Source organism: Paenibacillus filicis (assembly GCF_038070315.1).
GTDB classification, from domain to species: domain Bacteria; phylum Bacillota; class Bacilli; order Paenibacillales; family NBRC-103111; genus Paenibacillus_G; species Paenibacillus_G filicis.
Map to the genome: position 1 here is coordinate 1 of NZ_JBBPCC010000030.1, position 14,566 is coordinate 14,566.

The 14,566-nt window shown below is 50.5% G+C and carries 8 protein-coding genes; 6 read left to right on the forward strand and 2 right to left on the reverse strand.

The annotated features are described in order from the left end of the window. The first annotated feature begins 424 nt into the window (after positions 1–424). Positions 425–808: a hypothetical protein gene (locus WMW72_RS31370; protein WP_341419539.1), complete on the forward strand. Its 384-nt coding sequence runs from the start codon at positions 425–427 to the stop codon at positions 806–808. A gap of 210 nt (positions 809–1,018) precedes the next feature. Here WMW72_RS31370 and WMW72_RS31375 read toward each other — a convergent pair whose 3' ends face one another. Further along, positions 1,019–2,269 (reverse strand): S1C family serine protease, encoded by a 1,251-nt coding sequence (locus WMW72_RS31375; RefSeq protein ID WP_341419540.1) that lies wholly within the window; start codon positions 2,267–2,269, stop codon positions 1,019–1,021. Between the two features lie 878 nt (positions 2,270–3,147). Here WMW72_RS31375 and WMW72_RS31380 point away from each other — a divergent pair. Beyond that, a complete protein-coding gene (locus tag WMW72_RS31380) occupies positions 3,148–3,882 on the forward strand; it encodes a stalk domain-containing protein (RefSeq protein WP_341419541.1) in 735 nt (244 codons plus the stop codon). A 97-nt stretch (positions 3,883–3,979) separates the two neighbouring features. On the opposite strand, the gene WMW72_RS31385 is transcribed toward WMW72_RS31380, so the two are convergent. Then, on the reverse strand, positions 3,980–8,689 hold the full coding sequence (locus WMW72_RS31385; protein WP_341419542.1) for an NEAT domain-containing protein: 4,710 nt from the start codon (positions 8,687–8,689) through the stop codon (positions 3,980–3,982). 1,036 nt (positions 8,690–9,725) lie between these two features. On the opposite strand from WMW72_RS31385, the gene WMW72_RS31390 reads away from it, so the two are divergent. The 4 genes from WMW72_RS31390 to WMW72_RS31405 all read left to right on the forward strand — a co-directional run bounded on the left by WMW72_RS31390 (position 9,726) and on the right by WMW72_RS31405 (position 14,529). Beyond that, positions 9,726–10,694, forward strand: coding sequence for a cation diffusion facilitator family transporter (locus WMW72_RS31390; protein WP_341419543.1), 969 nt, complete (start codon positions 9,726–9,728; stop codon positions 10,692–10,694). A 351-nt stretch (positions 10,695–11,045) separates the two neighbouring features. Beyond that, the gene (locus WMW72_RS31395; RefSeq protein ID WP_341419544.1) at positions 11,046–12,026 is read left to right on the forward strand and encodes an ABC transporter permease; all 981 of its coding nucleotides are present in this window, start codon (positions 11,046–11,048) and stop codon (positions 12,024–12,026) included. 13 nt (positions 12,027–12,039) lie between these two features. Beyond that, positions 12,040–12,912 carry a carbohydrate ABC transporter permease gene (locus tag WMW72_RS31400; protein WP_341419545.1) on the forward strand — a complete coding sequence of 291 codons (873 nt, stop codon included), beginning with the start codon at positions 12,040–12,042 and terminating at the stop codon, positions 12,910–12,912. Between the two features lie 69 nt (positions 12,913–12,981). After that, positions 12,982–14,529, forward strand: a complete 1,548-nt coding sequence (locus tag WMW72_RS31405; protein WP_341419546.1) for an extracellular solute-binding protein — start codon at positions 12,982–12,984, stop codon at positions 14,527–14,529. Positions 14,530–14,566 lie beyond the last annotated feature (37 nt).

Genomic DNA, 14,566 nt, shown 5'->3' on the forward strand with positions numbered 1-14,566 from the left:
AGCTCTCAATCACTCTTGCTTGCCTCTCTCTCAAGGGGCGAGAAGTAATGTACCATATTCGATTCTGTTTTGCAAGCATCAATTTTCTTCTTCCATTCAAGGGGTCTAACCACATGTGCAGAAGCTTTCAAAGGCTGTTGCTAGCGGGCACTCTTTCGAACGGCCGAGTTGTAATGTATCATATTCGACAAAGTTTTGCAAGAGCTTTGTTACAAGAATTTTAGAGAGAATCATATTGTCTTCCTCATTAAGTGCTGCTCATCACTTACTTATGTCTCTGCCAATAGATTGTATATGATGGATAAGACCGCGACAAAGTGAAACAAGTTTACCTTGGTTTTGACAGTCCATTTCGACTGTATTCTTATTCTATTTGCTCTATCATAAGAATATATCCATTTACTAGAGGAGGTTTGCCGTGTCCATGGAGGTTATCCGCGAAGTGGAATCGATGCCAATGCCACCATCCTTATATCCTGAGCATGATCAAGAAAGATCCAAGCCCGTCAAGCTTACTATGAAAGTATTGTACGAGCTGATCGAAGAACTGCAGGAGGAAAACCGCGTGCTGGCGGAACGGCTTGAACAGCTTGAGTCTTGCAACCAATTTCATATCGAGGTTGCCGCCGCGGTACAATGGTCGACCATCCCGATGGAGGCGCCGCATGGCAGCGTGACCTCTCGAGAAATCACTTTACATGCCCAAGACGAAGAAGCCGAAGAATATCTTCTGCCGCGCTCAAAGCGTCACTTTGTCCCCAAGAAAAAAACCTCCTTCTGGAGCCTATTGTTTCGAACCGCCAAGTAGTGGCCAAGCGTCTGGTTTGGCGAAATCGTTTCTAATGAAGTCACACTTCATTATAGAAGCAGACCCTTTTCCCGGTTAGAGGAGAAAGGGTCTGTTTCGTTTCATTGGGCTTAAGAAGCCTGTGTGACGAAGCAGCATACAGGCAAGCTAAATGAAGCATAGTATAAGAAGACGTATCCCTGCGGATGACGGACGAACGTTCTATTGTGGTTACTTCGCATTCTTATTGCCGACTGTGACATGAATCTCGCTCTGCTGGCCGCTGCGTATCGTGGTCAACGTAAGCTGATCGCCGACTGCAGTCTCCTTGACTTTCGAGGAAAGCTCCTCAGCATTGGCCACGGACTGACCGTTTATCGCGGTAATGACATCATACGTACGGATTCCTGCTGCAAACGCCGGACTTTTCGGATCAATCTGGGTTACCACGGCGCCTGTCTTCGTATTAAGATTCAGATCCTGCGCCCAATCGGCGTTCACATCTTCCAAACCAATGCCCAGGTATGGAATAGGCTCTTTGGGTATCGCGACGTTGTTTTTGAGATTCTCCAGCACGGTGGAAATAGTGCTCGTCGGGATAGCAAACCCGATACCCTGCGCTTGAGCGCTAACGGCCGTATTGATCCCGATGACCTCACCGTTCATATTTAGCAGTGGACCGCCTGAATTGCCGGGATTAATGGAGGTGTCTGTCTGAAGCAGATGCTTGTACTCCCGCGTTCCCTGTGTATCGGGGATCGAGATTGGACGTTCCTTGGCGCTCAAGACTCCGACAGTGACGGTCTGATCATAGCCGTAAGGATTGCCGATAGCGACGACCCAGTCGCCGACCTTGGACTGATTCGGATCGCCGAGGGGCAAGTAAGAGAAGTCTTTGTCACCCTCAATCTTCAGCACAGCCAAATCCAAATCATAGCTATTGCCCAGCAAAGTGGCTTTCAGCGGCTTATCATAACCCTGTACCGTCACCCATATTTCCTCGGCTCCGTCGATCACATGCTCATTGGTCAAAATATAGCCGGACTTTTCAAAAATAAATCCGGTTCCCAGACCGCCGTCCTGAAGCTTGTCCGACCCTTCCGCGCTGCCGTCGTCGAAGAACTGGCGGAATCTCGGATCTGTGAACTGCGAATTCGGATTACTTTGCGCTTTGACCTTGGTTTCAATTTTGACCACAGCCGGCTTGGATTGATCGACGATACCGGAAATGCTGCCGTTGGTGCCCAAGTTTACGGCTGCATTCTTTAAGCCCGCGCCCGCTGTCGGGCTTCCGCTTACATCTACTGCTGCTGCCGTCCCTGCTGCCGCGGCCCCCTGATGTAAGGTAAATAAGTTCATTTTATCCGAAGCGAACATGAAGCCGCCTGTCACGAGTGTACCTGCCAAAAAAGCCGCCATCATGCTCCGAAGCCGTGGGCTTCGTCCCGATGTAACTGTTGCTGGCTTATTAAGATTATCCATTTATTTCAGCCTCCCCAGTCCTAGTTTTCTAAGATGAATGTTTGCAACGAATGGTCTTGCGTTTCGTTGTCTCTATCATCAGGGATGGACCTTAAAGGAGGATTAAGACTTCCTAAATGGCAGGTAAAAAGTGAACACGGGGAGATCGCATCCAGAAGAGCATGCCGACCCTATGAATCAACGGGGCTGAGTTCTTGGCATGCCTGACGTAGACAAGGTCTCCTTCAAATTCCATGTACCAACTAAACCAGCGAGAAAAGGTAAGCACGCAATCAGACCAATTGCCCATTGGATGCTCATTATGTCCGTGAATATCCCACCAACAAGTGCGCCGAAATCATAACCTCAGTCTCGCCAGAGCCGATAGACGCCCAAGAGGAAGCATACCAGGTGGGTTGGGCTAAATCACTTATAGCAGCCGGAAGCGTCAGGTATACCCTGGCCGTTCCGATCCCTTGTAATACGAGTGCAGGGATCCTCCTTGAAAAGGAGTGAGCCAAAAAAACAATAAATCGCACTCCTTATGGAGTGCGACAAGTCCAGTCCTGCCGATGAGCGGATTTCACACTGATTTCAATCCACGCACTCCACACGGAGTGCGACAGCGAAAATACCCCATAAATCATTCAAATGGATAATGAAAAGGGATACTTTCATTACTAATCATGCCAAAGGCAAGTCATAATCTTAATTTATTCCCATCTATTGTAACATAATTTTCAATGGGTTAAAGTTTCTATTCTTCTAACTCAGCCGACTGAAAACATGTAATCCGGGTACCCCGTCACCCATACAAGTCTTTATAACCAACACTTCCAATGATATCATTAACAAAATAAACCAAATTTGTAATCAATAAATTCTAATGAGGTGTCTCTTTGAACAAATTCATCGTCCCCCTAGGTCTAGGGCTGCTCCTATCCTCATCCGCCGCTGCGCTGGCCCCCGATACTCCGAAGCTGGAGGTTTCTCCCGCAAGTATTAAGTTCAATCGGACCATCGCTGTTATGCCTTCCGGACACCCAGCCTATCAGATTAACGGGAGTACCTATGTGCCTCTGAGATTTTTAGTTGACCAAACGGGAGGAACTATTCACTACGACGAGACATACAAGACCATTGATATTCAGTACCCGAAAAAGTACGTTCAATCCCAGCTCAGTTCAACCGCTCGAAATTCAGATTTTAAACTCAAAATTCACTCTGAAAAACCGGTCTATCGAGCGGGGGAAGGTCTGAGCATCTGGGCGACCTTGGAATATCTCCCTGATACGGAAAAGGTCATTACCCACAGCAGCCGCCTGTTAAGCTTTGCATTCACAGATGACAAGGGAAACTCCAGTCCGGCGATGACTTTGCCGAAGCTCGAAAAAACTCGGCTCAAGAAGGACATGGACCTGTACGCCTCCTTCACCCCTTACCTCATTCAGAATTACAACCATAATCAGCTGCAACTGGAGTTGTCCGGACCCGAAGACTGGGATCATGTTCCCACTGTGTTGCCCCCTGGCCGCTATAGCATCGGCGCATTCATCAGATACTCGGATGGCGACGATACAACTCACGTCAAGCCTATTACCCTGGCCGCCGATCTTGAAATTGAAGTCAAATAAAGACGCCCATTCATCAGAAAAATCCCTCGGAAAACGTCATCGCGTGATATACGCGGTTTGACGTTCCAAAGGGATTTTGTTAGTTACTGACTCAATCTTACTTTACGTTATCTACTATAGATAGAATTAACTTAACAGCCTCTGCTCTTGTCGCATAGGCGTAAGGAGCAAATACATTATGCTCTCGCCCACTTAGGACGCCTTGCTTGGCTGCAGCAGCAACCGATGCATAGGCCCAGACCGGGATCTGCTGCTCATCTGCGAAGGTCACTTGCCCTCCCTCTTCGAGTGGAAGCTTCATAGCTTTGCTGATGATAACCGCAATCTCCGATCGGGTGATGCTTTGCGCCGGACGGAAGGTACCATCCTCGTAGCTGGTCACAATACCAGCTTGGACAGCCTTAGCAAGTGCAGGCTTGGCCCAATCTGGAATTTTCTCCAGATCCGCAAAGCTCAGTTCGGATTGCTGTGTGCCATCTCCTAGAGCACGGCCGACCAGTGCGATAAATTCAGCACGGCTAATCTCACCGTCTGGACGGAAGCTTCCGTCCTCATACCCATTGACCAGACCAAGCTCGACTGCTCGCTCGATCAATGCCTCGGCCCAGTGGCTGGCCGTATCCTTCAGAACAGGCCGAGAAGCTATAGGACGCTCAGATGTGGAATCCTTGTCTTTCAACACATCTCCAAGTCGGGCATGCTTGCCAAGCAGGGTGGCTGCGGCTGAATCGAGGGTAAGCTCAGCTTCGAGCTTCTTCCCGTCAACCGTGGCGATAATCCTCAGCTTAGATGTTAACGCCTCGATCTCGAATTGAACGTCGCGCGTATCGTTCTTCTCATTCGTATCGATAACCTTGGTATCAGTCAGCTTGCCATTCAATTCGGTTTGGAACGAGCTGACCTTGTGGCTCTGCTTCAGTCTCAGCGTAACCAGCCCCTTGCTGCCTTCTACGCTCAGCAATACGGGCCCGGTTATATAAGCTTGGAGCTCGGAAGGAACAGTTTTGCCCTTCTGGAGCACCGATACGGCTACAGAGTATGCGCCATCCTTCAATTTGCTCGTTGGAATCCCGGGACCGCTCCCGTAGGAACTGCCGCTCGTTGAAGATTTAGGCGGTTCCGGCGCAACCTCCCCTTCTGGTTTCGGCGTCAACACGGTGTAGCTCGTCACAGGCTCTACATTACCGAAGGCCAGCTTCAATGCGGCTGGTTGTCCATTCTTTGTCAGCTTCAAGGCATAGGTTACGGTGAGATCATCGACAACCTCGAACTGTACACGAGTAGCAGCCGGGTCTGCAGCAAGCACACGAACCACTCCAGCCTGCTTGAAGGCAGCTGCCGCCAAGGTTGACGTAATCTCCTGGATCACCTCACCCTGCGCGTTGATAACCGCTATGCTGGAGACGTTAACTCCGGCCTGCAGTTGAAGAATCGCTTGCTTCTTGCCATTCAGCACGTTCAGGCTGTTCCCTTCGCTCTGGATAAAGTCAGCGAGCGGAGCCTCCGCCGGGTCTTCGGACCTGGAGGTGAAATTAACTTTGTACTGACCATCTTTCACCGGCTGGGTCAAATCCAAATGAATATTGCCATAGCCAATCTCTATAGGATAGCTTTGTTCTTGGGCACCCGCAGCTTTTAGCTTGACGGTTCCTTGCTGTTTATTCAGCTTGAGGTCCTGCACTTCGAATTGTATCGTGCGCTTGCCTGTCGCTTCATTGTTTTCGATGACGGAGGCTTCCTTCCATGCCGTGACTGAGTTCAGCTTGGTTTGAAAGGACACGATGTCCAGAGAGGAATGAAGCGTGAACGCTACCTGCTTCTGATCTCCCTTGACCAAGAGAATGCCACGACCTGTTACGTAGTCCTGAATAGGCGAGAGTTCATCTCCACTTGGCAGGAAGAGATTCACATCCAAGGTATAACGGCCATCCGGCAGAGATGTAACGGCATCCTTGTACTGAGACGCAGCGAACAGTTTCCATGCTGCCTGCAGCTTCTTCACGGCTTCGTCCACTTGAGCCTGTGTCGCCGCCTCATTAGCTAACACTAGCGCTACCGCGTCCAGAGCCGTACTCAGCGCAGCCTTAGAACCAGTCAGATATTGTCCAAACCCGCTGCCCTCCACTGCTGCAGCATGATTGGTTTTAGAATCGGCGATCAGGTTAGTCAACTCCGTCTTATCGACAGGTGCCGCACCCCCCTTAACAACCGACTCTTCGAATACAATGATCGCCGCCCTGAGAACGGTTGCTGCCTCATTGATTTCCTGCTGCGTGAGCTGCTCACGGTTTACTACGGTCTGAGCCGCTTCAATACCCGTTTGGAGGATAGCTTTGGCACCGGTCTTATATTGTCCCTTGGCAGTGCCCTCCACCGCCGCATCATGCTTCGCCTGGGCCTCTGCAATCAGCGCCTTCAGCACTTCCTTATTGGCCTTGATCTGGCCGAAGCCCAGCTCGATCACATACTCATGATCATAGATTCCTAACGGAGGACCGAGGTCCCAATAAATTTTGATCCAACTATTCAGTCGTTGCGTCAGATCCTTAACCTCGAAGCTGACGAGTCTCGTATTACGAATAGGATCTGTAGACAGGATATCCGTTTCTGTAAATTGACCGTTTTGCTCTGTTTTCATCGATTGGATTTCTTTACTTTGCTTCAAGATGAATGATACATATTTCTTGCCGTCCTTCACCGTCAGCTTGTGGCTGCCTGGGACCACGTACTGGTTGGTCATCGAAGCCTCATTCGATTGGTTCTGGAATACCGTTAGATCGATACCATACTCGCCATCGGGCAGATCAGGTACAGGGTGGTCCGTAATCACCTTCAGCTTGAGCTCGTTATAGGCTGCCAGCAGCTTGTCATATTGAGCCTTGATCGCTTCTTCGGTCTGTTCACTGCTTACGAAGTTACGGGATTCGATGAAGACCTTCTTGAACTCTGCCATCGAACCCACCGGATATTGGCCGTTCCAGACGCCTTCGCGTGGCTTGCCGGCTTCGGCAATCAGCTCGTTCAACTGATCCTTATTGCCTCCAGGGAAGATCGTCAGATGTTCGGAGGATTCCCCGACATGCAGGCGCCCGCCCTCTTTATTGATCAGTGTGATGTCTTTAACCTGTATCGTGGCAGTTGTTTGCTCGGTCAGCATCTTCGCCACCAGCCGCAAGATCAGGATGTCTTCGGGCGTCGTCGACTTCAGCACGACAGGTTTGTCGGCCGAGCTTAATGCAGTCTTAATGCGGTATACACCCGGAGAGAGCTCTTCCTTGTCCGGCTTAAGGAATTGGCTATGCCAGCCACTGATGCTTGCCAGCTCCAGCTTGCCTGGATCCACGATAACGGTTGCCTCATACCCGTAGATCTCCTGGTACGCCGCATTCGTCACATTCCCAATACTTTGTGAGATGAATACCCGGTTACCGCCAAGCATTTCTTTATCGCTCGACGTCACCGTAACGATCAGCTTCAGAGCGTTTACGGCCTTCTGCAAGGCAGCAACTGCGTCATTTACCTGCTGAGGGGTCGCTGCCGAGTTATTCATTACCGTCTGCGCTGCTTCGATAGCTGCCCCTACTGCTTCCTTCAACGCTCCCGCCGCTGCGGCATCGTGCTCCACTTGGGCCTCTGCAACCAGCGTCTTCAGCACTTCCTTGTTGGCCTTGATCTGGCCGAAGCCCAGTTCGATAACATATTCATGGTCGTAGAGTCCCAGCGGGGGCCCCAGATTCCAATAAATTTTTACCCAGCCATTCAGCCGGTTATCAATTTCTTTGATTTCAAACCGCACGACTCTCGTATTGCCAGCCGGATCCACGCTCGGAATTTCCGTTTCTGTTAAAACACCGTTCTTTTCCGTTTTGAGAGAAAGAATTTCCGCATGCTGCTTCAGGACAAACGACACATATTTCTTGCCGCCCTCAACCGTCAGCTTGCCGCTGCTCGCGTCAACGTAAGCCTGCATCACAGACGTCTCGTTCGAATTTTCTTTGAAAATCGTAAAATCAATCCCGTACTGACCGTCGGGAAGCACAGGAACAGGATTATTCGTGATCACCTTGTCCTTCACGGCCAGATAAGCTGTATTCAGATCGTTGTACCGCTGATCGATTCTGGCTTGGGACGATTCCGTTTCCAAGGAAAATTTGACTGTACTGAAAATATTCGAAAGCACCCCCAAAGACCCTACCGGGTACTGGCCGTTCCAGACGCCCTCGATCAAATTCAGGGAGCTTACCTGGGCTACCAGTGCAGCGAGCTGCTGCTTGTTGCCGGTCGGCTGGAAAGTTACGGTCGCCGACGCATCTGGCGCCTTCCATCTGACGCCTTCCTTGTTAACCAGCCAGAGGTCCGTCACGGTAAGGGTCGTTGTGGTCGTTACGCTCACAGGCTTGGACTTCAAGGTGAGCGTTGCCAGATTGACGAAAGCTGTGCCGAGCTTCACGGGAGCGCTTTGATTTTTCACATCGCTCGTAATCTTGTAAGTCCCTGAGCCAGACTCCGTAATCACCGGCGTATTCCAGGCGGCGACTGCCGTAGTATTCGTAAGCCCCACCTTGTCCGCTTCAACACGCAGTGTCGCCTCATAGCTGTACACCTGCTGGTATACACTATCCGTAACATTGCCTACAGCAAGAAAAAAATTACCCATGCTATTTCCGCCGATAATCTCAGCATTGCCTGACCGCAATAGTCTGCTAGTTGCTGAACTGTCGGCTAAAACAGACGGAAGCGGCAGGCCTGCTAGTACCAATACCAGAATCATCAGGCTGGATACGATTCTTCTTATACCAATGCTCACGTTAGATTCTCCTTTTTCTAAATCGGTTTTGTCGATAACGATAATCATTATCAATTAATTCACAAAAAAAAGAGGCATTTCAAGTATGTATGTAGCGATCCGAATAACACTTAACCCTTCCATTGATAACAATTCTCAGTGAAGGTTATGAATACTTCTTGTTTCCCTGCCGCATGGGCTTAACAGTTAGGCCTCCCTTCTTCTACCGTTTATGGTATATGAATTTTCTTTTCATTGTCAACCCATATTTTGGAGGGATTCCAGATAAGGAACAACGATCCAACCGATTAATTATCCATAGAATAATTAATTGTGAGAACGCCCTGTTTGGGTATACCGACAAACTGCCTGCCGACAGCACATACAGGCAGGATACCAATTGGCCTTCAAAGTAACCAATCTGAAGCATCCGGATATCCAACATATAGCCTCACAGGAATTTGGCTTCGGCCTATAGGGGACGAGTCAAGTTCCAGACGAGCTAGCAAGCCAGTCGGTTAGGAAAGTAATCACGCTAGGATCCTGGCTCGAAAATCTCCCAGTTCCTGGATCGGCCGACATAGAGCCGCCATCTCGGTAGCAGCTGCTCTCGATCGTTCGGTGCCAGGCCGCCTCCGCAGCAGGCGAGCATTAGCTTCTCCTTCACGTCCAGCATCGGTGACGCTTCGCCCACCCCCATGCCAACCAGACTCGAAATCCGAACAAAAAAAATCGGCCCGCCCAACGGGGGCGAGCCTTAAAGTGTTTATATTAAAAAGGGGGTCTTGCTAGCTATATTACACCAGCAAGATGTTAATCGCGTAACAGTAACATTGCAATTTTGTAACAAAATTGAAAGCGCTATACTCGGAATTGATAATCAGTATCAAATAACTGAGAAATACTATCATAATCAAAGTAATCCTTATTATGATAGTGATAATTATCTTCAAATGGCTGAAAATCGCTATCAATTAAAGTATTTGACGAAATTTGAGCATTGACGTATGCTTTGGTTGTAAGTAGATACTTGATTTTAACGAAAGGGTGCATCTGTATGTACGACTATCACCACCTCCCCCATGCCAAACAGCAGAGCCGTTCTAAGCGAACGCTTTGGATAACCTTACTGCTCACACTATTCTTCACGATCGTTGAGATCGTCGGAGGACTCTTGTCCAACTCGCTGGCCCTGCTGTCCGATTCCGCTCATATGGTGTCCGATGTGCTGGCACTCGGCCTCAGCATGCTGGCAATCTATATGGCGACGCGTCAACCGAACAGCAAATTTACTTTTGGTTATCTCCGCTTCGAGATCATAGCCTCATTCCTGAACGGATTGACGCTAGCTGTCATCTCCATCGGGATCTGCATCGAAGGCGTGCGACGATTCCTGAACCCGGAGCCGATTAACTTCCAGCTGATGCTGATCATCGCCTCCATCGGCCTGATCGTCAACCTGGTACTGACTCTCGTGCTAAGCCGCAGCATGAAGGAAGAGGAAAATTTGAATGTACAGAGCGCACTCTGGCATTTCATCGGCGACCTGCTCAGCTCGATCGGAGTTATCGTGTCAGCCGTCATCATCTATTACACAGACCTGCTCTGGTTCGATCCGCTCATCAGTATGGTGATCGGGGTTATTATCTTCATCGGCGGCGCGCGAATTATCAAGGAATCGTATATGATCCTGATGGAATCCGTACCCGACCGCTATAACCTCGAGGATATTCGCGGTACGATAGCAGCCGTAGAGGGTGTAGAGGATGTGCACGAGATGCACCTGTGGGCTCTGTCTACGGACCATTACTCACTAACCGCGCATGTCTTCATTCGGGCCGATATCCAGCCGTTCTGTGTCATCCTCGCTATTAATGAGCAGCTGAAGGAGAAATACGGGATAGAGCATACGACGATCCAGACGGAGCATGCGGGCATTCATCCGCACGGCGAATATGGCAGGCAGTTCCTGCAAAAACATGAAAGGGGCAGCCGGTTCTCCGGAGGACCGGGTCACGTCGTATAGGAGAATCTCTCTGACCCGAACCATTCCGGCACGTCTGCCGATCAACCGAAAGCCATTCTCCAGCCACGCTTAGGTGGCTTCGAGGATGGCTTTTTCCTTCTTTCCACGTATCCAACTGGGATAGAACAGGCTGGGAACGGATAAATGTTGTCCTTCTATTTTCTAATCGATTCGGCCTTTTTCTCCGATTTACTCCCTCTTATAACATCTCGCCAAAAAAGTACAAGCCAGGTTAAGCCCCCTTCAAAAATTTGTTAAGGCATTCAATGTCTGGCCGTCCTATACTCAGGTCAACCGCTGCAGCAGCTATGGCTCGATGCGGATGAAAATCATTGAAGAAGGAGTTGCCGCATGAATTCAACACCCCAATCCGCCTTGGAACCGGATGCACGGACAGCCAGGAATACGGACCGGAAAAGCTCCGGGCTTGTACGATTCCTGACAAGCGTCCGCAAGGATTTCTTTCTATACCTGTTGGTCGCACCCGGTCTGCTGTTTTTCCTCGTATTCAAGTACATCCCCATGTGGGGAGTCATGATCTCGTTTCAGGATTATTCACCTTATCAGGGACTCCTCGGTAGTCCCTGGGTCGGACTCGAACATTTCCAGCGCCTGTTTACCCAGAATGAGTTCGCCGTCCTATTCCGCAACACGATGGCGATCAGCCTGCTGAATCTCGTTTTCTTTTTCCCGGTCCCGATTATTTTATCGCTGATGCTCAATGAGCTGCGCTATGTCATTTTGAAGAAAGCGCTTCAATCCATTGTGTACCTGCCGCACTTCTTGTCTTGGGTTATTATTGCCGGGATCAGCTTCCTGATGCTGTCGACCTCGGATGGGGTATTCAACGCCTTGCTCGAAGCGGCGGGAAGAGACAAGGTCGACTTCTTAACGAATCCCAATTATTTCTGGTTTTTACTGACCGCCCAATCGATCTGGAAGGAAGCCGGGTGGGGAACGGTTATCTTCCTGGCCGCTATAGCGAGCGTGGATCCGCAGCTGTATGAAGCTGCTCGTATGGACGGCGCCAGCCGCATGCGGCAGATCTGGCATGTGACGCTTCCGGCTATTCGCAGCGTCATCATCATCCTGCTGATTCTGCGCATCGGTCACATCATGGATGTCGGCTTCGAGCAGGTGTACCTGATGATGAACGGCGCCGTGTCCGAAGTGGCGGATGTCTTCGATACTTATGTGTACCGCTCCGGTATCCAGCAGGGGCAATTCAGCTATAGTACCGCGGTCGGTTTATTCAAATCGGTTGTCGGTCTCATCCTGGTCATCCTCTCCAACAAAATCGCCAAAAAATTCGGCGAGGATGGCGTGTACTAATGAAGGAGGATTTATGAAACGAACAGCAACCGACCGTACTTTCGACACGATTAACGTAACCATCCTGATCCTGATCGGCATCATGGCCCTATTCCCGCTCTACTATGTCGTCATCGGCTCCTTCTCCTCCGCTGCAGATCTTAGCGGGGGGCTGGTGCTATGGCCTAGCGAATGGACACTCGATGCTTACCGGTACATTTTATCCACTGAATCCTTTATCCGGGCATTCGGCGTCAGTTCCTTTCTAGCCGTTGTAGGTACGGCGCTCAGTCTGATTATTACCTCGATGCTCTCCTACGGCATTTCCCGGAGAAGGCTGAAGGGCAGACGGACGATCATGCTCCTGATTCTCGTGACCACCCTGTTCAATCCCGGTATTATCCCGCCGTATCTGCTCGTGAGGGACCTCGGTCTGATCAACAGCGTCTGGTCGCTGATCCTGCCTGTTCTCACCAGTGGATGGTATGTGCTCTTGATGAAAGGATTTTTCGACAGCATCCCGGCCTCCCTGGAGGAAGCTGCCCAGATCGACGGCTGCAATGACTTCAGCATCTGGATTCGAATCATTCTACCGCTATCTCTGCCTTCGCTGGCCGCATTCGGCCTGTTCTATGCAGTTGGATATTGGAATACCTTCTTCTCCGCCGTTCTGTATATCAACGATACGGCCAAATGGCCGCTGCAGATCTTATTGCAGAACATGCTAATCGACTCTTCGACTTCAATGGGCGTGGAGGCGCTGACCGAGCTGGCCCAGCAGAACATTCCGTCCCAATCGAAGAAAATGGCGACGATCGTCGTTGCCACTCTGCCGATCCTGGCCGTGTATCCGTTCCTGCAGAAGCATTTTGCCAAAGGCGCGATGGTCGGCTCCGTGAAGGAATAAGGAAGCACACCTGCTTCCATTCATGTATACATTCCATTAAGATAAGTTAACGTACAGGAGGAACTTGAAATGAAGAAAAAAGCACTCTCGTCGGCACTCGCGCTCACCCTGGGGGCATCCACCCTGCTGTCCGCCTGCGGCAACAATGCTGATTCGTCGGGCTCGGGAGCAGGAGCTTCCTCCAAGACACAGGCGCCTACGGACATCAGCATCCTGACGCTCTTCTACCAGAAGGAGCCGATGAAGGCCGACCACAAGCTGATTCAGGAAGTCGAGAAGCGGACCAATACGAAGCTGAAGATGACTTGGGTAACGCCGAATAACTTCTCGGAGAAGATGAACGTTACACTCGCATCAGGCGATATCCCCGACCTGATGCTGATCGATAATATCGGATCGCCGGTATTTCAGAAGATGGTGGATCAGGGCGCGTTCTGGGATATCAGCCCGTATCTGAAGGACTACCCGAACCTGATGAGCTACCCGTCGGCGACCTGGGAGAATACGAAGTATAACGGCAAGAACTACGGCGTTCCCCGCGTACGCCCGGTTATCGGCAATACGATGCCTGTCATCCGCCAGGATTGGCTGGACAAGCTGGGTCTGAAGGCACCGACCACGACCGATGAGCTGTACCAGGTGATGAAAGCGTTCAAGAACAACGCCCCTGACGGACAAAAGGACACCGTAGGTCTGGCTGGTTACGTCGGCGTGGACAACATGGGTCAGTTCATCTGGCTGGAGCAGGTATTCACCGGTGCCGCCGGCAATTATAAGGTCGCAGACGGCAAGCTGGTCCATACGATCTTCGATCCGGGCATGCGCCAGTCGCTGGAATGGATGGCCAAGGCTTACCAAGAGAAGCTAATCCCGCAAGACTTCGCGATCCTCAAGGCCGAGCAGGCCAGAGATCTGGTGTATAACAGCAAAGCTGGCGTCTACGGGGATACGCCGAACAATGCGATTAACTTTGCACAGGATCTGCTGAAGGTGAATCCGAACGCCAAGCCGATCTTTACCTGGGTGCCTGTCCTCAGTGGACCTTACGGGCCATTCACCTCCCGTGGCGACGGATTCTTCGGCATGTATGTCATTCCGAAGAAAGTATCGGAGGATAAGCTGAAGCGCATCCTGGCCTTCATGGATTACGGGATGTCTAAGGAAGGCTCCGATCTCGTGAAATGGGGCTTCCCGAACGAAGACTTTATCGAGAGCAACGGCATGAAGCAGCTCACAAGCAGCGCTTCATCCGACCCGAGCTTCCTGGCCTTCACGAACATCTTCCAAGCTTATGACAAGTACACACGTGCCGGAGAGGCCTTGCCGGATGTGCCTGGATCGGATAAAATCAAGGCTGCTAATATCAAGAGCATCGACGAAGCGGATAAAATCGCCCAGGGCAACCCGGCTGTCGGCCTAGTATCCGATACGTATAACAAAGTCGGCAAAAACTTTGACAAGAAAATCCAGGACCTGAAGGTCAAGATCATCATGGGCAAAGAACCGATGAGCGCCTGGGACGATCTGATCGGCAAGCTCAAGACTGACGCGGAATTCAATCAGATCATCAAAGAAATGAACGACGGCTATCAAAAACGGATAGGCGGAGCGAAGTAAAGCTTGCCAAAAGCCCTACATCCTCACCGGCTGTAGG